Origin of the sequence: Streptomyces sp. NPDC048001 (assembly GCF_043203115.1) — a bacterium.
Taxonomy (GTDB): Bacteria; Actinomycetota; Actinomycetes; order Streptomycetales; family Streptomycetaceae; genus Streptomyces; species Streptomyces sanyensis.
This window is the reverse complement of record NZ_JBIDBN010000002.1, coordinates 41523-60071: the sequence shown is the minus strand read 5'-3', so window position 1 is coordinate 60071 and position 18549 is coordinate 41523. Positions and strand designations below refer to the sequence as shown.

18 protein-coding genes are annotated in these 18549 nt (G+C 72.2%); 9 read left to right on the top strand and 9 right to left on the bottom strand.

Annotation, left to right across the window (positions count from 1 at the left end; genetic code table 11):
* Positions 1-87: 87 nt before the first annotated feature.
* From ACGF15_RS04590 to ACGF15_RS04580, 3 genes are all read left to right on the top strand, one after another.
* Positions 88-273, top strand: a complete 186-nt coding sequence (locus ACGF15_RS04590; RefSeq protein ID WP_345613007.1) for a DUF6104 family protein — start codon at positions 88-90, stop codon at positions 271-273.
* 201 nt (positions 274-474) lie between these two features.
* Positions 475-1341: a hypothetical protein gene (locus tag ACGF15_RS04585; RefSeq protein WP_345613005.1), complete on the top strand. Its 867-nt coding sequence runs from the start codon at positions 475-477 to the stop codon at positions 1339-1341.
* Between the two features lies 1 nt (position 1342).
* Positions 1343-2338, top strand: coding sequence for a PadR family transcriptional regulator (locus ACGF15_RS04580; RefSeq protein WP_345613003.1), 996 nt, complete (start codon positions 1343-1345; stop codon positions 2336-2338).
* A gap of 79 nt (positions 2339-2417) precedes the next feature.
* Here the strand turns inward: ACGF15_RS04580 and ACGF15_RS04575 are convergent, their stop codons facing one another.
* From ACGF15_RS04575 to ACGF15_RS04565, 3 genes are all read right to left on the bottom strand, one after another.
* Positions 2418-3848, bottom strand: coding sequence for a glycoside hydrolase family 5 protein (locus ACGF15_RS04575; RefSeq protein ID WP_392796909.1), 1431 nt, complete (start codon positions 3846-3848; stop codon positions 2418-2420).
* An 86-nt stretch (positions 3849-3934) separates the two neighbouring features.
* On the bottom strand, positions 3935-4900 hold the full coding sequence (locus ACGF15_RS04570; RefSeq protein ID WP_362606099.1) for a zinc-binding dehydrogenase: 966 nt from the start codon (positions 4898-4900) through the stop codon (positions 3935-3937).
* A 180-nt stretch (positions 4901-5080) separates the two neighbouring features.
* Positions 5081-6292 (bottom strand): NADP-dependent malic enzyme, encoded by a 1212-nt coding sequence (locus tag ACGF15_RS04565; RefSeq protein WP_345612997.1) that lies wholly within the window; start codon positions 6290-6292, stop codon positions 5081-5083.
* Positions 6293-6813: 521 nt separating this feature from the next.
* On the opposite strand from ACGF15_RS04565, the gene ACGF15_RS04560 reads away from it, so the two are divergent.
* The 3 genes from ACGF15_RS04560 to ACGF15_RS04550 are packed head-to-tail and all read left to right on the top strand — an operon-like array spanning position 6814 to position 9574.
* Positions 6814-7779 carry an ABC transporter substrate-binding protein gene (locus ACGF15_RS04560; RefSeq protein ID WP_345612995.1) on the top strand — a complete coding sequence of 322 codons (966 nt, stop codon included), beginning with the start codon at positions 6814-6816 and terminating at the stop codon, positions 7777-7779.
* A 41-nt stretch (positions 7780-7820) separates the two neighbouring features.
* Positions 7821-8801 (top strand): amino acid ABC transporter permease, encoded by a 981-nt coding sequence (locus ACGF15_RS04555; RefSeq protein ID WP_345612993.1) that lies wholly within the window; start codon positions 7821-7823, stop codon positions 8799-8801.
* Positions 8798-9574: an amino acid ABC transporter ATP-binding protein gene (locus ACGF15_RS04550; protein ID WP_345612991.1), complete on the top strand. Its 777-nt coding sequence runs from the start codon at positions 8798-8800 to the stop codon at positions 9572-9574. The genes ACGF15_RS04555 and ACGF15_RS04550 overlap by 4 nt, the downstream gene beginning before the upstream one ends.
* Before the next feature lie 192 nt (positions 9575-9766).
* Here the strand turns inward: ACGF15_RS04550 and ACGF15_RS04545 are convergent, their stop codons facing one another.
* Positions 9767-10519, bottom strand: coding sequence for a class I SAM-dependent methyltransferase (locus ACGF15_RS04545; protein ID WP_345612989.1), 753 nt, complete (start codon positions 10517-10519; stop codon positions 9767-9769).
* Positions 10520-10614: 95 nt separating this feature from the next.
* On the opposite strand from ACGF15_RS04545, the gene ACGF15_RS04540 reads away from it, so the two are divergent.
* Positions 10615-11229 (top strand): CGNR zinc finger domain-containing protein, encoded by a 615-nt coding sequence (locus ACGF15_RS04540; RefSeq protein WP_345612987.1) that lies wholly within the window; start codon positions 10615-10617, stop codon positions 11227-11229.
* Here the strand turns inward: ACGF15_RS04540 and sodX are convergent.
* On the bottom strand, positions 11148-11573 hold the full coding sequence (gene sodX / locus ACGF15_RS04535; protein WP_345613265.1) for a nickel-type superoxide dismutase maturation protease: 426 nt from the start codon (positions 11571-11573) through the stop codon (positions 11148-11150). The genes ACGF15_RS04540 and sodX overlap by 82 nt on opposite strands.
* A gap of 151 nt (positions 11574-11724) precedes the next feature.
* Between sodX and sodN the strand changes: the two genes are divergently transcribed.
* A complete protein-coding gene (sodN, locus tag ACGF15_RS04530; RefSeq protein ID WP_256524574.1) occupies positions 11725-12120 on the top strand; it encodes a superoxide dismutase, Ni in 396 nt (131 codons plus the stop codon).
* A 354-nt stretch (positions 12121-12474) separates the two neighbouring features.
* Here the strand turns inward: sodN and ACGF15_RS04525 are convergent, their stop codons facing one another.
* Positions 12475-13782: a VanZ family protein gene (locus ACGF15_RS04525; protein WP_392796908.1), complete on the bottom strand. Its 1308-nt coding sequence runs from the start codon at positions 13780-13782 to the stop codon at positions 12475-12477.
* Between the two features lie 999 nt (positions 13783-14781).
* Positions 14782-15795, bottom strand: coding sequence for a LysR family transcriptional regulator (locus tag ACGF15_RS04520; protein WP_345612983.1), 1014 nt, complete (start codon positions 15793-15795; stop codon positions 14782-14784).
* 202 nt (positions 15796-15997) lie between these two features.
* On the opposite strand from ACGF15_RS04520, the gene snpA reads away from it, so the two are divergent.
* The gene (gene snpA, locus ACGF15_RS04515; protein ID WP_345612981.1) at positions 15998-16663 is read left to right on the top strand and encodes a snapalysin; all 666 of its coding nucleotides are present in this window, start codon (positions 15998-16000) and stop codon (positions 16661-16663) included.
* Positions 16664-16790: 127 nt separating this feature from the next.
* Here snpA and ACGF15_RS04510 read toward each other — a convergent pair whose 3' ends face one another.
* Together ACGF15_RS04510 and ACGF15_RS04505 are read right to left on the bottom strand one after the other, a co-directional pair.
* A complete protein-coding gene (locus ACGF15_RS04510; protein ID WP_345612979.1) occupies positions 16791-17234 on the bottom strand; it encodes a DUF6304 family protein in 444 nt (147 codons plus the stop codon).
* A 182-nt stretch (positions 17235-17416) separates the two neighbouring features.
* Entirely contained in the window at positions 17417-18454 is a 1038-nt protein-coding gene (locus ACGF15_RS04505) for a family 2 encapsulin nanocompartment cargo protein polyprenyl transferase (RefSeq protein WP_345612977.1), read from the bottom strand.
* Positions 18455-18549: the final 95 nt, after the last annotated feature.

Sequence of the window (18549 nt, the reverse complement as noted above, 5' to 3'; positions counted from 1 at the left end):
GGCCCGGTGCCCCCGAGCGGGGGCGCCGGGCCTCGGCCGTCCGGGCCGCCGCCGGGGGGCGTGTGGAGCGGTGGGTACGCTGTCCCCATGTACTTCACCGACCGCGGCATCGAGGAACTGGAGAAGCGGCGCGGCGAGGAGGAGGTCACCTTCGGGTGGCTCGCCGAGCAGCTGCGCACCTTCGTCGACCTGAACCCGGACTTCGAGGTCCCGGTCGAGCGCCTCGCGACATGGCTCGCCCGCCTCGACGACGAGGACGAGGACGAGGACTAGGCGCGGCACCGCACCGCAGGGAGCCCGGCACACCGTGGGTGTGCCGGGCTCCCTGCGTGTCCGCCGGGCACGGCGCCCGCTCCGCGTCAGGCGCCCGCCGCACGGCGCACCGAGGGCGCTTGACACCCACCATCCGCGATATATCGTGTCTTGCAGAAGACGCGATATGTTGCGTCCCCGTCGGACCGGGAGGTCAGCACGATGGCAGAGACGGCATGGGAAGTCGGCGAGCCCCGCACACTCGCCTTCGACGAACCGGTGACCACCCTGCGGGTGCGCATCGTGGACGGAACGGTCAACGTCGTGGGCACCGACGAGGGTTCCGCCCGCCTGGAGGTCTCCGCGATCGAGGGCCCGCCCCTCCGCGTCACCCGCGAGGGCGGCACGCTGACCGTCGGCTACGACGACGTGCCGTGGAAGACCCTGCTGAAGTGGCTCGACCCCAAGGGCCCGCGGCGCAGTGCCGTGGTCTCCCTGGTGGTGCCCGCCGGGGCGCGCGTCGAGGTCGGCGTCGTCGGTGCGAACGCGGTGGTCTCCGGGATCCGCGGCACCACGGCACTGCGCGGGGTGACCGGGGACGCCACCTTCGTCGGCCTCTCCGGCACCGTCCAGGCGGAGACCGTCTCCGGCGGCCTGGAGGCCCAGGCGCTGACCGGCGACCTGCGCTACCAGTCCGTCTCCGGCGACCTCACCGTGATCGAGGCCGCCGGCTCCGCGGTCCGCGCGGAGTCCGTGAGCGGCGACATGGTCGTCGACGTGGGCGAGGCGGGCGGCCCGGCCGACATCCGCCTGGCCACCGTCTCCGGCGAGGTCGCCATCCGGCTCCCGCACCCGGCCGACGCCCGGGTCGAGGCCAACACCGCGGGCGGGACCCTGTCGAGCGCCTTCGAGGACCTGAGGGTCGGCGGGCAGTGGGGCTCCAAGCAGATCACCGGCACCCTCGGATCGGGGGCCGGGAGGCTCAGGGCCACCACCGTCTCCGGCTCCATCGCCCTGCTGCGCAGGCCGCCGGCGGACGAGGACGGGACACCCCCGGCAGCGGACGCCCCGGCAGGAAAGGTTCTCTGAGATGCCCCCCGTCTTCGCCCACGGCAGGCTTCGCCTGTACCTGCTCAAACTGCTCGACGAGGCCCCCCGCCACGGCTACGAGGTGATCCGCCTGCTGGAGGAGAGGTTCCAGGGGCTGTACGCGCCGAGCGCGGGCACCGTCTACCCCCGGCTGGCCAAGCTGGAGGCCGAGGGGCTGGTCACCCATGCCACCGAGGGCGGCCGCAAGGTCTACTCGATCACCGCGGCCGGCCGCGCCGAACTGGCCGAGCGCAGCGGGGAGCTGGCGGACCTGGAGGTGGAGATCCGCGACTCCGTCTCCGAGCTGGCCGCCGAGATCCGCGACGACGTACGCGGCGCGGCGGGCAAGCTCCGCAGCGAGATGCGCGCCGCGGCGGACGAGACCCGCGGCGACGGCTCCCGGGGGGCCGGTCGCGGCCTCGGGGACCTGGGCGGCCTCGGCCCCGACGGAGAGGCGTGGCGTGCCGCCAAGGAGGAGCTGCGCCGCGCCAAGCAGGAGTGGCAGGAGCAGACCCGGCGGGCGAAGGACGAGTCGCGGCGGGCCAGGGAGGACGCCAGGGCCGCACGCCGGCAGGCACGGGAGGCGCAGGAGACCGCCCGTGCCGAGATGGAGCGGATCGCCCGTCAGGTACAGGAGCAGGTGCAGGAGCGCCTCACCCGGGGCGAGTGGCCGACCGGCATGCGCCAGGGCCTGGCCGACCTGGTCGGCCAGCTCGGCGGACTGGCACGGGGCCCCGCGGGGCCCGAGGGCGCACGCCCGGGGGCGGCGGGCACCGGGGCGGCGGGCACCGGCCCCGGCGGGACCGAGGACGCGGCCGGTGACGGCTCCGCCGACCCGGCCCGCGAGCTGGAGCGGCTGCTGGACCGGTTCCGGGACGACGTACGCGATGCGGCGCGCGACCACGGAGTGACGCGCGAGCAGCTGTCCGAGGCCCGGCGCCACCTGTCGACGGCCGCGGCGCACCTCTCGGCCGTGCTGCGCCCCGACCGGGGCTGAACCGCCCACCGGCGGGGCCCGGGGCGCCCGGGGCCCCGCGGCGCCCCGGGCCCCCGGCGCACGCCCTGCCCCGGGTTGCTCAGTCCCGCTCCCCGGCCCGGGCGGTGACCTCCACCGCGGCGCCGGGCCGCGCCAGGACGCGGACGACGGCGGAGCGCCCCGGCGGTACCGCACGGTCGGGGCTCCACGCGGGGCCGGACACGGCGATGCGCCACCCGCCCGGGTGCGGCGGCAGGGACAGCTCCGTGACGCCGGGCCGCGCCCGGTAGGCCAGCCGGTAGGTCCCCCGCTCGCGGTCGTAGGCCGCGCGCGGGTCCCGGCCGGCCAGGGCCTCCGCGTAGGGGGCCGCGGTCTGCTCCTTGTTGAGCCGGAAGCGGCCCTGCCCGTCGAGGGCGCAGTAGCCGCCTCCGTAGCACCAGACATAGCCGGCCCAGCCGGATCCGTAGCGGGCGAGGAAGGCGAGGGCGTCCCGGTAGAAGCGGCCCATGTTCGGCAGGGCGTTGTTGAGCGGCCCCCACTCCCCCACCACCACGGGGACGCCGTGGGCGCGCGGGTAGACGGTGGCGGCCGCCTCGTACGCCTCGATCCACCCCGCCGACGGGTCGTAGTCCGCTCCGGCCTCCATGGCCGTGTTGTAGAAGTGCGGGGCGTAGACGACCCGGGGGTCGTCGATCCGCCCGAGACCGGTCGGGACGCCCTCGCCGACGATCGGCGTCGGCTCCACGAACAGCCGGGTGGTGCGGTCCACGGCGCGCACCGCGCGGGCCAGCCGGTCGTACATCGGGGTGAGCTGCTCGCGCTCGATCCGCCGGGCGGCCACGGCCAGGTTCTCGCCGGGGCGGAGCTCGCCCATGGGCTCGTTGAGCAGGTCGTAGCCGAGCACGGCCGGGTGGCCGCGGAGGCGCTCGGCCAGGGTGCGCCACATGCGCTGCTGCGCCCGCCGCAGGTCGGCGTCCTCGTAGAGGTGGGTGAAGGCGCGCTGCACGGCCGGTTCGAAGTACTCGGCGAACCAGTCGTCCGGGTGGGGCGTGAACGGCAGGCCGTCGGTGCGCGTCGCCCACGCGGGGATGCCCCGGTGCCCGAAGGCCGGTCCGAAGACGTCCTGGTGGGCGTCGATCAGCACCCTGACCCGGTGGCGGTGGGCCCAGTCGAGGATGCGCTCGATCCGGTCGAGGTAGGCATGGCTGTAGCGGCCGGGGCGGGGCTCGAGGTCGTCCCAGAAGACGAGCAGGCGGGCGAAGCCGAACCCGTGGGCCCGCAGGTCGCGGAAGTGGCGTTCGGTGATCGCGGAGAGCGCGGCCTCGCCCCGGTTGGCCTTGTCCTCGACGTTCCAGCCGCGCAGGGTCAGCAGCCGCCCCCGCTCGTCGGTGAGCGGCGGGATGCCGGCGCCCGGTGCCGCGGGGGCGGGTGCGCCGGGTGGCGGGAGGGCGTCCGCACGGGCTGGCGCGGGGGCGCCCGGCAGCGCGGTGCACAGCAGCAGGGCCAGCAGCGGGAGCAGTCGGCGGTACACGGCAACCTCCGGCACGGTCGGTCGTACGAGACGCGGGACTGTGCCGGAGATCCCATCAGCCGGGCCGACGGTGCCTCAAGAGGGCCTCAGGGGCCGGTCAGGACGATCTTCCCGAACAGGTCGCCCGACGCCAGCCGCTCGAAGCCCTCCCGGGCCCGGTCCAGGGGCAGTTCGCGGTCGATGACGGGCCGCACCCCGGTGGCGGCGCAGAAGGAGAGCAGGTCCTCCAGTTCGTCCTTGGAGCCCATGGTGGAGCCGACCACCTTGAGTTCCAGGAAGAAGATGCGGGTCAGCTCCGCGTGCGAGGGGCGGTCACCGCTGGTCGCCCCGGAGATGACCAGGGTGCCGCCGGGGCGCAGCGACTTCACCGAGTGGGACCAGGTGGCGGCGCCGACCGTCTCGATGACCGCGTCCACCCGGCGCGGCAGGCGGGTGCCGGGCTCGTAGGCGTCCTCCGCGCCGAGTTCGACGGCCCGCTTGCGCTTGGCCTCGTCGCGGCTCGTGGCGTACATCCGCAGACCGGCGGCCTTCCCCAGCACCAGGGCCGCGGTGGCCACGCCGCCGCCGGCGCCCTGGACCAGGACGGAGTCGCCCGGGCGCACTCCCGCGTTGGTGAAGAGCATCCGGTAGGCGGTGAGCCATGCCGTCGGCAGGCAGGCGGCCTCGGCGAAGGACAGCTCCCTGGGCTTCGGCAGGACGTTCCAGGTGGGCACGGCGACCTGCTCGGCGAAGGTGCCCTGGTAGCGCTCGGTGAGGATGGAGCGCGGCTCGTCGGGGCCCACGCCGTGGCCGCTCTGGCCGATGACGGAGTGGAGGACGACCTCGTTGCCGTCCTCGTCGATCCCCGCCGCGTCGCAGCCGAGGATCATCGGCAACCGCTCCGGCGGGAGGCCCACACCGCGCAGCGACCACAGGTCGTGGTGGTTGAGCGAGGCGGCCTTGACGGTGACGGTGGTCCAGCCGGGGCGGGGCTCGGGGGCCGGGCGTTCGCCCAGTTCGAGGCCGGTCAGGGGCTGGTCGCGGTCGGTGCGGGCTGCGTAGGCGGCGAACATGGCCCCGAGCGTAGGGCGGTGGGGTGCGTGGCGGAACCACGCAGCGGTGTGACGCGCATCCCGTGCGTGTCGCCGCGGTGCGCGGACGGGAGGCGGGGGCGGGTGGGCCCCGGTGCACGGGACGCCGAACGGGCCGCCCCCCGCACGGGGGCGGCCCGCTCGCGGGGGGCGGCAGGTCCGTCAGCGCCGGGCGACGCCCTCCGCCCGGGCGGCGGCGGCCACCGCGGCGGTGACCGCCGGGGCGACCCGCTCGTCGAAGGGCGAGGGGATGACGTAGTCGGCCGACAGGTCGTCACCGACCACGTCCGCCAGGGCGTTGGCCGCGGCGATCTTCATGCCCTCGGTGATGCGGGCCGCCCGCACCTGGAGGGCGCCGGCGAAGATGCCGGGGAAGGCCAGGACGTTGTTGATCTGGTTCGGGTAGTCCGAGCGCCCGGTCGCCACCACGGCCGCGTAGCGGTGCGCGACGTCCGGGTGGACCTCCGGGTTCGGGTTGGCCATGGCGAAGACGAACGCCCCGGGCGCCATCGACGCGACGGCCTGCTCGGGCACCGTGCCGCCCGAGACGCCGATGAACACGTCGGCGCCCGCGAGCGCGCTCTCCAGCGAGCCGCTGAGCCCGGCCCGGTTGGTGAGCTCGGCGAGTTCCCGCTTGACCGGGGTGAGGTCCTCCCGGTCGCGGCTGACGACGCCCTTGCGGTCGGCGACCGCCACGTCGCCGAGGCCGGCCGCCAGCAGGAACTTCGCGATGGCCACACCGGCCGCGCCGGCCCCCGAGATGACCGCCCGCAGATCGCCCAGGCCGCGCCCGGTCAGCTTCGCCGCGTTGCGCAGGGCCGCGAGGGTGACCACGGCGGTGCCGTGCTGGTCGTCGTGGAAGACGGGGATGTCGAGGCGCTCCTGGAGCCTGCGCTCGATCTCGAAGCACCGCGGCGCCGAGATGTCCTCCAGGTTCACGCCGCCGAAGGAGGGAGCGAGACGGACGACGGTGTCGACGATCTCGTCGGTGTCGGTGGTGGCGAGCGCGATCGGGACCGCGTCCACGCCGCCGAACTGCTTGAAGAGGATCGCTTTCCCCTCCATGACCGGAAGGGATGCCTCCGGCCCGATGTCGCCGAGGCCGAGCACCGCGGTCCCGTCCGTCACCACGGCGACGACCTGGGACTTCCAGGTGTAGTCGTGGACGAGTTCGGGCCGCTCGGCGATTGCGGTGCACACCCTGGCGACGCCGGGTGTGTACGCGAGTGACAGATCATCCTTGTCCCGCACGGGCACGGTGGCCTGGACGGCCATCTTGCCGCCGCGGTGCAGGGCGAACGCCGGATCGAAGGGCTCGTCGGCGCTCTCCGTGTCGGTGTCGTCGCTGCGAGGATTGACGATCTCCGCTGCCATGGGTTGACCCCTTAAGTCTTCATCAGTTGAGGGTGGCCACTCCTGGTTGAGGAGGGGTGGGCGGGCACCGCGTCCGTACCCCGCGCCGGGCGGTTGGCCCGCCCGGACAGGGTGGTGGTTCGCACGCGCGGGCGCGCCGCACAACGCGCCCTGAGCCCCGGATGAGGGGTGTAAGGACCCTTCTTACCGGACGGAGCACACCGCAGACGAGTCGTTTCCCCCGCGGTGACGTGCTTCATAGCCGGGAACCGGGGCAAGTGCGCCGGTACGGCGGAATCCACCCAGAAGGCGCATCGGCAAGAGATCCTCCGGCGAGACGTGGCGTTTTCAGCGAAAGATGCGGCCGGGATGTGCCGCCTGCTGACGTTCGGGGGTGCCCGTTATCCGATTTTGACATGCGTGAGCCCCTGATTGGGCTAGTCCGAATGGCAAGATGCCGAAAACACACAAGGTCGCGACACTCGAAGGTGAGTGCCACGACTTCTGGCACACCCCTCTACACACGCCGGAGGACCCCGATCATGACCGCAAGCACCAAGCGCAGCGCCGAAGCCGCCAAGCCCAGGACGTCCCGTACGTCCCGGATGGTCGTGGCAGGCGCCATCGCGGTCGCCGGCGCCATGCTGATGACCGCCTGTGGCGACCAGACCGACAGCGCCGACGAGGGCACCAAGGAGACGGGCTCCGCCTCCGCCGCGCCGCTCGCCGACAAGCTGCCGCAGTCCATCCGCGACAAGGGCGTCATCACCGTCGGCTCGGACATCGCCTACGCGCCCATGGAGTTCATGGACGAGAACAACAAGCCCGCGGGCGTGGACATCGACCTGGCCAACGCCATGGGCGAGGTCCTCGGTGTGGAGTTCAAGTTCGAGAACGCCACCTTCGACCAGCTCGTGCTGGGCATGAACAACGGCCGCACCGACATCGTCATGTCCTCCATGACGGACACCAAGGAGCGCCAGCAGGGCGCCACCGAGGACGCCAAGGGCGGCGCCGACTTCGTGAACTACTTCAAGGCCGGCTCCGCGCTGCTGGTCCAGAAGGGCAACCCGGAGAACGTCTCCTCCCTCGACGACCTGTGCGGGCTGACGGTCGCGGCCCAGCGCGGCACCGCCAACGAGACCCTGCTCAAGGACCAGCAGGCGAAGTGCGGTGACGACAAGATCAAGGAGTTCATCTCCGACCAGGACACCGACTCCATCACGCAGCTCCAGACCAAGCGCGCGGACGTCGTGATCACCGACTTCCCCGTCGCCCTGTACAACGAGCTCAACGCGGGCGGCGGCAACCTCTTCGAGGTGGTCGGCGACCAGATCGACGCAGCGCCGTACGGCATCGCCGTCAGCAAGGAGAACACCGAGCTGCGCGACGCCCTCCAGGCAGCCGTCCAGCAGATCATCGACGACGGCTCCTACGGCGAGGTGCTGAAGGAGTGGAAGGCCGAGTCCGGCGCCATCGAGACGGCCACGGTCAACGCCGGTCAGTGAGCCGGTGCTCCGGACCCCTCCATACGTAAGGCAGCATCTTCGTGACTGACCCCCTCGACAAGGTCCCCGCCGACGTCCCACCGGACGGCGGCGGGGGCGAGTCCCCCCGCACGGCGTCCGCGGCGGCGCCCGACACCATCAAGGCCATCCCCGTCCGGCACTACGGCCGCTGGGTCGGCACCGCCGTGGTGCTCGTCCTGGTGGCACTGCTGGTGAAGGCCTTCGCCGGTGCGAACATCCAGTGGAGTGTCGTCGGTGAGCAGATCACCAACGGCACCTTCGCCCTGGGCGCCTGGGAGACGCTCAAGATCACCGTCTACTCGATGCTGATCGGCGTCGTCCTCGGCACCGTGCTCGCGGTGATGAGGCTCTCCCCGAACCCGGTGCTCTCCTCCGTGGCCTGGGCCTACATCTGGTTCTTCCGCGGCACCCCGGTGCTGGTGCAGATCCTGCTGTGGTTCAACCTCTCCATCGTCTTCGCGACGCTGGACCTCGGCTTCATCTACAAGAACGAGATGAACCAGGTCATGACGCCCTTCGTGGCCGCGCTGCTGGCGCTGGGCCTCAACGAGGCGGCGTACATGGCGGAGATCTGCCGGGCCGGCATCCAGTCCGTGGACCAGGGGCAGACCGAGGCCGCGCACGCCCTCGGCATGAAGAGCACCAAGACCATGCGCCGCATCGTGCTGCCGCAGGCCATGCGCGTGATCATCCCGCCCACCGGCAACGAGTTCATCAACATGCTCAAGACGTCCTCGCTGGCCTTCGCCATCGGGTACGGGGAGCTGTTCCTGCGCGGCCGGGAGTTCGGCTCCCGTACGCTCGCCATCATGGAGGGCTACATCGTCGTCTCCCTGTGGTACCTGGCCCTGACGACCGTGTTCACGATCGGGCAGTACTACCTGGAGCGCTACTTCGCCCGCGGCGCGAACCGCACGCTGCCGCCCACGCCGCTCGAGCGGCTGAAGCGCCAGCTGACCTCGTTCCGCGTGCCCAGCAAGGTGGGAGGGACGACGGTATGACGTCCACGACGGCACAGCCGATGGTGAGGGCGGAGAACGTCCACAAGTCCTTCGGCCACGTGAAGGTCCTCCAGGGCATCGACCTGGAGGTCGCCCCCCAGGAGGTGTTCTGCCTGGTCGGCCCGTCCGGCTCCGGCAAGTCGACCTTCCTGCGGTGCATCAACCACCTGGAGAAGATCAACGGCGGCCGGCTCTGGGTCGACGGCCAGCTGGTGGGCTACCGCCAGAAGGGCGACAAGCTCTACGAGCTGCGGGACAGCGAGGTCGCGGCGCAGCGCCGGGACATCGGCATGGTCTTCCAGCGCTTCAACCTGTTTCCCCACATGACGGCGCTGGCCAACGTGATGGAGGCGCCGGTCCAGGTCAAGGGCGTGTCCCGGGCGGTCGCCCGGGAGCGTGCCGAGAAGCTGCTGGACCGGGTCGGGCTGAAGGACAAGGCGGGGAACTACCCCGCGCAGCTGTCCGGCGGCCAGCAGCAGCGTGTGGCCATCGCCCGCGCGCTGGCGATGGAGCCGAAGCTGATGCTCTTCGACGAGCCGACCTCGGCCCTCGACCCGGAGCTGGTGGGCGAGGTCCTGGACGTCATGCGCGGTCTCGCCGAGGACGGCATGACGATGATCGTCGTCACCCACGAGATGGGCTTCGCCCGCGAGGTGGGCGACTCCCTGGTGTTCATGGACGGCGGCGTGGTCGTCGAGTCGGGCAACCCCCGCGACGTCCTGAGCAACCCGCAGCACGAGCGCACCCAGGCGTTCCTGTCGAAGGTGCTCTGAGTCCAGGGGCCCGCACCGGACGGGTGCAGGCCGCAGCGCGAGGGGCGGTACGGGCCACGGGCCCGTACCGCCCCTCGCGGCGTCCGGCGCCGCCGTCCCGCCGGGGGTCGTGTCCGGCACATGGCGGCACCCCGCCCCTGGGGCGGGGTGCGCGGCGTCCGGCGGCACCGCCCCGCCCAGGCGGGACAGCCCTCAGCGCAGGGCGAGCACCAGGGCGTCGCTGGGCGAGGCCCACACGGGGCGTGCCTCGGCGAAGCCGGCCGCGCGAAGCGCCTCGGCGTGCCACGCGGCGGACGGGATGTCGCCGTCCGCGTGCTCCCCGTAGATGCGGAAGCGCTCGGCGGTCGGCGCGGCGAGGACCGGGTCCTCGGCGGCCAGCGCCCACCAGTCGGCCCAGTCCAGCGCGCCCGCCTCGCGCGCCCGGTCCATGGCCGCGTGGCGGTGGGCGCGCTCGGCCGCGTTGATCCGCGGGGTCGCCTCGTCCTTCATCCGGTCGGCGTTCATCAGGACGCCGCCCTCGCGCACCAGCCCCGCGAGCTGCCCGTAGAGCGCGGCGAGGGGCTCGCAGTGCAGCCAGTGCAGGGCGGTCGCGGTGAGCACGGCGTCGTACCGGGGGTACGGCAGGGCCGCCGTCCAGGCCGGGTCGGTGAGGTCGGCGGCCACGAAGGAGACGCGGTCGTCGCCCTCGAAGGTGCCGCGCGCGATGGCCAGCAGGGCCGGGTCGAGGTCCACGCCGGTACTGGTGGCGCGGGGGAAGCGGGTCAGCAGCCGGTCCGTGATGGTGCCGGTGCCGCAGGCCAGGTCCAGCACCCTGGGCTCGGGGCCGACCGTCGCCTCGACCATGTCGAGCATGACCCGGAACCGGTCCTCCCGGTCCGGCATGTACCACTCCTGCTGGCGGTCCCAGCTCTTCTGCCAGGCCCGCCAGTCGGTTGCCGCGCCCATGCCCGTCTCCACCACCGGAATCCTTTCGTCCGTAATACCCTCGAACCTACTCCATCCGTTACGCCGACAGTAGACCCTTGCAGTAAGGACTACAAGTGGAACTGGCCCATTACTCGGACTACGCCGTACGCCTGGTCAACACCGAGGAACCGACCCGCGGCAAGGACTCGCTGACGTCCGTCGACGCCGTCCGGGAACTCTTCGGTGCCTCGATGCAGGCAGCCCGCCGGGCGACGGACGCGGACGTCACCCGCTTCCGCTCCGTGCGCGCCCGGCTCCGCGCGGTCTTCGCCGCGGCCGACGCGGGCGAGGAGACCCAGGCCGTCGACCTGCTCAACTCCCTGCTGCTGGAGTTCCCGGTCAGCCCCCAGATCTCCGGCCACGACCACCGGGACGAGGACGGCCGGCCGCTGTGGCACATGCACCTGGCGGACCACGCCTCCAACGCCACCTCCGGCTACGCGGCCATCGCCGCCATGGGCCTGGCCTTCCACCTGACCGAGTACGGCGTCGACCGCCTCGGCCTGTGCCAGGCCGCCCCGTGCCGCAACGCCTTCCTCGACACCTCGACCAACCGCTCGCGGCGCTACTGCTCCGACCGCTGCGCCACCCGCGCCAACGTCGCCGCCTACCGGGCCCGCAAGCGCCTGGAGACCGACCGGTCCGCCGACACCGGCCGCAGCGCCGACACCGCCCAGGAGGCCACATAGAGCGGTGTGCGGCGCCGCCCCGGCAGCATGGGCCGGTAGCGGGCGCGCACCCGCGCGAGCACCAGCTCGTCGGGGACCGGGCCGAAGGCACGGCTGTCCACGACCTCGCCGTCCGGGTTGTCGCCGAGCACCCACCAGCCCCCGGACCGGCGCTCCGCCAGCCGCTTCACGATGAGCAGGTCCTGCTGGAGCGGATGGCGCAGCACCGCCACGTCGCCGGGGCGCAGCTCCGCACCGTGGTGCACCAGCAACTGGTCGCCGTGGTGGAGCGTGGGGTACATGGACCGCCCGGTCACCTCGGCGATGCCCAACGGCGCTCGCGCCTCACGCCCCTGCTCGCCCATCGGGCCACCTCCGCTGTCCACCGTCTGTTCCGACACCGGTCCCGTCCTGGTACCGGACTTTTGCCCTAAGCCCCTGGGGGCACCCGAGAAAACGCGCTTCCCACGGAGTAATCTCCCACCTGAGAAGACGATCACGAGGAAGGACAGCTCCATGCTCTCCCGCCTGTTCGCCCCCAAGGTGAAGGTCAGCGCCCACTGCGACCTGCCTTGCGGTGTCTACGACCCGGCCCAGGCCCGTATCGAGGCCGAGTCGGTCAAGGCCGTCCAGGAGAAGTACCAGGCCAACGAGGACCCGCACTTCCGCGCCCGCGCCACCGTCATCAAGGAGCAGCGCGCGGAGCTCGCCAAGCACCACATCTCGGTGCTGTGGAGCGACTACTTCAAGCCCCCGCACTTCGAGAAGTACCCGGAGCTGCACCAGCTGATCAACGACACGCTCAAGGCCCTCTCGGCCGCGAAGGGGTCCACGGACCCCAAGACGGGCGAGAAGGCGCTGGAGCTCATCGCCGAGGTCGACCGCATCTTCTGGGAGACCAAGAAGGCCTGATCTCTGGCTGGGTCGCCTGACCTGCACTTTCGCGGGTCCGGCTACCTACCTGTCCGCACCCGGCCCACAGGCCGCCGAGCACGGCGTCCATCGCGGGCCGGGTGCGGTCTTCTTCGCCCGGCCGCTCGGGCACTACCGGGCTTCGGCGACAGGAGTGCCGTCGGCGTCGGGCACCGTGGCCTCCCCCGCGAGGAGGGCGCGGCCTGTGACGCCCTCGCGCCCTGACCGGCTTCGCCGGGCTCATCGGCACCGGGCATCTCACCCACCACCGAGGGGAACCGGCTTCACCGAATTCGGCATGACAGCGGTTCCGTTCCCGTGGGCCCTGCAGAGGAAGCGTACTCAGCCGTTCCGCTACCCCAGGGGCGTACCGTTCGCAACCTCGCCCGAAGCCGCGTCCACGCTCATCGTCTCCGCCGGACCGCCGTCCGGAACCACACGGACCAGCCATACCGCTCGCCATTCGCCCCGCACCCTGTAGGCCTTCTTCGTCACGGCGCCCACCCTGGCGATCGCCGGCTTGATCTTCTCGCGCACCTCGGCCTCCGCCTGGGACCTGCTCACCGTTTCGGCCGGCAGGTCCTCAAGTACGTCCGGACCAGAGTTGACCACGAGCTGGGAAACCCGGCCCGCTGTGTTCAGCTGCACGTCCAGCGCACGGGGCATCAGGACCCCGTCCTTTGCCCAACGCCAGGACGTCATCCACCCGAACTCACCCAGGGATGTCGTCTGCCGATGCTGCGCCTCTGCCGCCCATGGATAGTGCGCGTCCGCGTAGGCCGTCGCGATTCGCTCGGCCTCGGCCTTGCTGCGCGGGTTCGCGGCACCTCCCACCGCGAACGACACTGGTCCCGGTTCACTGGCAGACTCCAACTGGACTGACAGGTAGTCGGCCTCCGGCCAGGTGAGCATGGCCGTGAGCGGCTCCTCGAAGGTGACCTGAAGTGATCCAGGCGCGCCGTCGATACCCGGCGACAACTGAACTGCTGAGATCGCGTATCGGTCTCCGAAGGCTTCCCGGATCGCTGACTCGGCCGTCGCCCGCTCGTCCTCCACCGCCGTCCGCAGGCCCGTGCCGTCCACCACCTGAGGCTGGACGAAAAGCCCGAAGAGCAGCGCCGTCACCAGAACGGCTCCCGCGGTGTTCCTTCCGGTTCGCCGTGCTCCGGCTGTCAGGGAGGCACCCTTGGCCCGTCCCACCATCCACCCGCAGGCCGCTCCGAGTACCGTGCCGAGCGAGTTCATCTGGACGTCGCCGCTGTCACACGCACCTCCCGTCCAGGGAATGAGCGACTGACCGACCTCGATACGCATCGACCCCACGGCGCCCGCTGCCACCACCGGGACCACACGGCGTGTCGCCAGCACACCGAAGAAGCCCAGCGGTACGAACAGGACGGCGTTCAGGACACCCTGTTCCGTCACCAGGGGTTCCCACAGGTCCTTGTTGATCGTGCACCAGCCGTTCGCCCCGCCCGAGCGGGTCGGAAAGAACACGGTGGCTCCGAGTACCAGGACCGCACTCGCGCCGGTCAGACCCCACCATGGCCCGGAGGCCCCCTTCGTGCGGGCGTACACGAACGTGGCCGCACCGACGGCAAGGCCCACGAATGCGAGCGCGATGAGAAAAGTCAGACGGTCATGGAGAACTGCTTGAAGCATCGCGGAGAATTCCTGTTCACTATGCACAGTGCGCCCCCGGATGATGCAGATCCGGGGGCGCACACTGTCGCGAAGGACCGCTCAGGTCACTGGCAGCGCGAGATGGGTGTCTGGTACGAAGTCCCACCCGAGACAGACATCACGCCCACTGTGGTCGCGCACCAGAAGTCATAGTCCAGGGTGTTCCAGCTGTACGTCTTGGACGCGCCCGAAGCTATGGAGTAGTAGGGGGAGACCAGTTGTAGTCTCCCTTGTAGATGCAGCCGAGCTCGGCCGAGATCGTCGACCCGCCCGTCTTGGTGTACTTGGTGTAAGGTCCGCGTGCGCGAGGCATCCGGATGGTACTTGCCGTGGAAGACTGCACCTTTGGGCCTTTCGGCATGCAGTGAAGCGAACAAGGCGAGGAATACCGTACCGCCCTCATTCGATCACACGCAGCAGCATGATCACTTCTGGCCGAAAAGGGCTTCGCGCAACACCGCTCCAGAGGCAGACGAACCACGCCGAATCAGGCGGCAGTTGCGCACAGAAGAGGCGTAAACACTACTGGGGAATTCCAGCCGAGAACCCTCAAGGAAACCTCAGGAGGCATCTCGTCTGAAGCACCCCGCAGAAGGCTGGCAGGCGGGATACTCCCCTCCGCCAATCAGAAGCTCATGGGACTTGCCCGTCGAGGATGCGGTAGCGGTGTCGGCCGCCGTAGTACCCGCGCACGACGTGGGCCGGGCCGACACCTTGGACCGGGCCTCGGACTCTCTCCACCCACGCGGACACCGTCAGCGTCCGTAAGGCATCCTGTGCCTCCGGCGATCGGGTCGGCCATGCATCCGGCCGATGCTCGCGTGTTCCTTGGTCGGAGCGCATGCTCAGACGAAGGCCGCTTACGTGTACGGCGGTTGGTGAACGGAGTGGTCACCTACGAGGCATCGCGCGACGGCTCACGTCAAAGATCAAGTGGGACGGGTCGCCACAGCACGGCCACGCCCCGCCCCCCCGGCCTCACCCCGCCGCCGTCCCGCAGGTGTCCGCCCGGTCCGGTGCGGTGCGGTGGGTTCCCGGGGGCAGTCCGTCGAGGAGGGGGCTGCCGTGGCGTCCCAGCCACTGGCGGTAGGGGGCGGCGCGCAGCGCGGCGTCGCGGTAGGCGGCGGAGAGGGTCTCGTACGCCGCACCGAACAGGTCGGGCGCCCCGGGGTGGGAGAACAGCAGCAGGCGGACGGCCAGCGGGTCCCCCCTGAGCGGGCGGATCGCCATGTCCTCCCGCGGCACGGAGGTGGGCTGGCACGGCGCGACGGCCTCGCCGACGGCGATCAGCGAGGCAGCCGTGTGGTAGTCCCCGTGCAGGATGGTCGGGTCGATGCCCGCCGAGCGCAGCACCCGGCTCAGCCCGTCCCACTCGCCGTCCACGGTCGGGTCGACCATCCAGCAGTCGTGGGCGAGGTCGGTCAGGTCGACCACCGCCGAAGCGGCGGCGGGGTGGTCGCGTGCCAGGGAGACGAACTGCGGCTCCCGCTGCACCAGCACCCGTGACTCCAGCCCGTCGGGCACCTGCAGGGGGCACCCCTCCACCTCGTGGACGAAGGCGACGTCCAACTGCCCCTCGGCGACCAGGCGCAGCAGCGCGTTGGCCGAGACGTCCATATGGAGGGAGAGGTCCGTGCCGGGCAGCCGGACGCGCAGCCGGCGCAGCCATCCGGCCAGGGCGCGGCTGGCCGTCGAGCCGATCCGCAGCAGGGGCCCGCCCTCGTGCGCGGCCGCCGCCTTGGCCTCGACGACGAGCGCGGCCATCTCGCCGACCAGCGGCCGGGCGCGGCTCAGCACGGACCGGCCGAGCGGGGTGGGGCGGCAGCCGGTGCGCTCGCGGGCGAACAGCGGGGCGCCGATGAAGTTCTCGATCCTGCGCAGCTGGGTGGTCAGCGAGGGCTGGCTGACGCCCAGCCGCCGGGCCGCTTTGTGCAGGCTGCCGGTGTCGGCGATGGCGCACAGCGCACGCAGATGCCTCACCTCGAGCTCCATGCGACGAGAGTAGGGCCGCCCCAACTGTCCCACCAGACACCGTTGTCGGGGCACCTGGGACGGATCGGGACAGGTCGCGGCGGAAACTCTCCGGGACCCTGATGCGCTCGTCCTATCACCCCTCGGCATCATCCCGGCGCGGGGCCCGCTCCCCCACACTCGCCCTACCGCACATCGTCAACCGGACGAGTAGGAGCCCCCCATGCGTCACCCCAGAGCGTTACTCTCCGCCGTGCTCGGCGTCGGCCTCGCCGCCGTGCTCGGGGCGGTCCCCGCGACCGCCGCACCCTCCGCCCCGGCCAACTCCCCTGCGGCCGCGTCGGACGTCTCCTCGTACGCGGCCTACGAAGGGTCCGCCGAGGACTCCAGGGCGACCGCCGCCTTCTTCGACGCGGTCGTGAAGTCGGTGGCCGAGAAGCGCGCCGCCAACCCCGGCGCCCAGGTCGTGACCGTGGTGTACAACGCCAGCCGGGCGCCCAGCTTCCGCACCCAGATAGCCAACAGCACCCGGATCTGGAACAGCTCGGTCTCCAACGTCCGGCTGGTGGAGGGGTCCGGTGCCGACTTCTCCTACTACGAGGGCAACGACTCGCGCGGCTCGTACGCGAGCACCGACGGCCACGGCCGGGGGTACATCTTCCTCGACTACCGCCAGAACCAGATCTACAACTCCACGCGGGTCACGACCCATGAGACGGGGCATGTGCTCGGTCTCCCGGACCACTACTCGGGTCCGTGCAGCGAGCTGATGTCGGGCGGCGGCCCCGGCCCCTCCTGCACCAACGCCTACCCGAACTACCAGGAGCGCTCCCGGGTGAACCAGCTGTGGGCCTACGGCCTGGCGTCCGCCGTGGCGCAGGTCTCCTGAACCCCGGCACCCCCCGGCAGGCGGCCTCCGGACCGGGGGGCGCGGTCCGCACTCCCGGTCCGCACCCCCGGTCCGCGCCGACGAAGCGCCCCGCCGTCACGGCGGGGCGCCTTCGTGTGTACGGGGCTCAGGTCCGGACCGGCTCCGGGAGCACCGGTTCGGCCGTGGAGGGCAGTTGCCGGCGGATACGGGCGAGGGCCTCGTCGAAGTCCCCGTCGGCGACCGCCGCCTCGTAGGCGGTCCCGCCGTCGTGCAGGGTGAGGCTGAGCTCGGAGCGGACCGGGGCGCCGCCGTCGGCAGCCGGCTCTCCGAGGGTCAGCAGGCAGCTGAGTGTGGCCTCCCGCTCGACGCCGTCGGCCCGTACGGGGAGCGGCATGTCCCACTCCAGTACGCAGCCCGTCAGGGCTGCCCCGGTGCCCCCGGCACGCAGGGTGGCGAAGGTGGCGCCCGCGTACGCGGTGCCTCTGACATGTGTGCTCACGCGGCCGTCGGTCGCGGTGATCGCGACCGCCTCGGCCCCGGCCCGGTCGCGGTACCAGCCCGCCCAGGCCTCTGTCGACTCCGATGACATGCGCGGACTGTAGCGGGGGGCCGGCCGGGGCCGCGTGCCAGGTGGCGTTCCCGGGGGACTTCCGGCGGCCGTTGCGACCGGCTCGTACCCCGGTGCGCCCTTCGCCGCTTGCGTCCCCCGGTACCGCCGGGGGCCGCGGCCGGTCCGCCCGCCTGCTCCTCCGGCTGCTCGCGGGACGCGGCTCAGCAGCCCCGGCGGGTGACGAACTCCGCGAGGGAGAGCAGGTCCCCCGCCGCATCCAGGTCGGGAACGGCGCGGGAGAGCTCGCCGAGGGCGCGGGACATGCGGTCCGCGGCCTGGAGTTGGGCCCAGTCGCGCCCGCCCGCCCGCTCGACGGCGTCGGCCGCGCGGGCCGCGGCGGAGGCGCCCATCGGCCCCCGGTACAGCGAGGCCAGCTCCTCGGCCGCCGCCGTGCCCGAGGCCAGAGCAGCGACCACGGGCAGGGACTTCTTGCGTGCGCAGAGGTCGGCGCCGACCGACTTGCCGGTGCGCGCCGGGTCGCCCCAGATGCCCATCAGGTCGTCGATGAGCTGGAAGGCGAGACCGGCCTCCCTGCCGAAGGCGTCCATGGCGCGGACCTCCTCCTCCCCGGCGTCCGCGTACAGGGCGCCGAGCGCGCAGGAGGCGCCGAGCAGGGCACCGGTCTTGGCCGTGGCCATGCCGAGGCAGTCGTCGAGGGTCACCTCCTCGGGGGACAGCTCCTCGAAGGCGCAGTCGGCCTGCTGGCCGGCGCACAGTTCGATCACGCAGGCGGCCAGGCGCGCGGAGGCGGCCACCGAGCGCGGGTCGCCGTCCTCCGCGAGCAGGCGCAGGGCGAGCGCCAGCATGGCGTCGCCCGCGACGATGGCGTCGGCCGTGCCGAACACCGTCCAGGCGGTGGGCCGGTGGCGGCGGGTGGCGTCCTCGTCGATGACGTCGTCGTGCAGCAGGCTGAAGTTGTGGGCCAGTTCGACGGCCGCGGCCGCGCGCAGGGCGCGGGCCGGGTCCCCGCCCAGCGCACGGCAGGAGGCCAGTACCAGGGCCGGCCGGATCGCCTTGCCCGCTCCGGCGGCGGCCGGGCTGCCGTCCGCGTGCTCCCAGCCGAAGTGGTAGAGGGCGACACGGCGCACCGCCCCCGGCAGGGTGTCCAGGGCGGAGCGGAGCTCGGGCTGCACCGCGCCGCGGCTGCGCTCCAGCAGGGCGACGGCCTCACGGCCCTCGGTGGTGTCCGAGATGGTCAACAGGCGGTCCTTTCCTCAGGACGGGGGCTGCGCCGGCCGGGCGTGGGCAGGGGCCGTGCCCGGCGGTCGGGTCCTGCCCGAGCGGGCAGGACCCC

Bases quoted from the DNA above. Each gene is read 5' to 3' on its own strand.
- ACGF15_RS04560 (WP_345612995.1), top strand. From the start codon at position 6,814: ATGACCGCAAGCACCAAGCGCAGCGCCGAAGCCGCCAAGCCCAGGACG.
- ACGF15_RS04570 (WP_362606099.1), bottom strand. From the start codon at position 4,900: ATGTTCGCCGCCTACGCAGCCCGCACCGACCGCGACCAGCCCCTGACC.
- sodN (WP_256524574.1), top strand. From the start codon at position 11,725: ATGCTCTCCCGCCTGTTCGCCCCCAAGGTGAAGGTCAGCGCCCACTGC.
- ACGF15_RS04550 (WP_345612991.1), top strand. From the start codon at position 8,798: ATGACGTCCACGACGGCACAGCCGATGGTGAGGGCGGAGAACGTCCAC.
- ACGF15_RS04525 (WP_392796908.1), bottom strand. From the start codon at position 13,782: ATGCTTCAAGCAGTTCTCCATGACCGTCTGACTTTTCTCATCGCGCTC.
- snpA (WP_345612981.1), top strand. From the start codon at position 15,998: ATGCGTCACCCCAGAGCGTTACTCTCCGCCGTGCTCGGCGTCGGCCTC.
- ACGF15_RS04545 (WP_345612989.1), bottom strand. From the start codon at position 10,519: ATGGGCGCGGCAACCGACTGGCGGGCCTGGCAGAAGAGCTGGGACCGC.
- sodX (WP_345613265.1), bottom strand. From the start codon at position 11,573: ATGGGCGAGCAGGGGCGTGAGGCGCGAGCGCCGTTGGGCATCGCCGAG.
- ACGF15_RS04580 (WP_345613003.1), top strand. From the start codon at position 1,343: ATGCCCCCCGTCTTCGCCCACGGCAGGCTTCGCCTGTACCTGCTCAAA.
- ACGF15_RS04510 (WP_345612979.1), bottom strand. From the start codon at position 17,234: ATGTCATCGGAGTCGACAGAGGCCTGGGCGGGCTGGTACCGCGACCGG.
- ACGF15_RS04585 (WP_345613005.1), top strand. From the start codon at position 475: ATGGCAGAGACGGCATGGGAAGTCGGCGAGCCCCGCACACTCGCCTTC.
- ACGF15_RS04590 (WP_345613007.1), top strand. From the start codon at position 88: ATGTACTTCACCGACCGCGGCATCGAGGAACTGGAGAAGCGGCGCGGC.
- ACGF15_RS04520 (WP_345612983.1), bottom strand. From the start codon at position 15,795: ATGGAGCTCGAGGTGAGGCATCTGCGTGCGCTGTGCGCCATCGCCGAC.
- ACGF15_RS04565 (WP_345612997.1), bottom strand. From the start codon at position 6,292: ATGGCAGCGGAGATCGTCAATCCTCGCAGCGACGACACCGACACGGAG.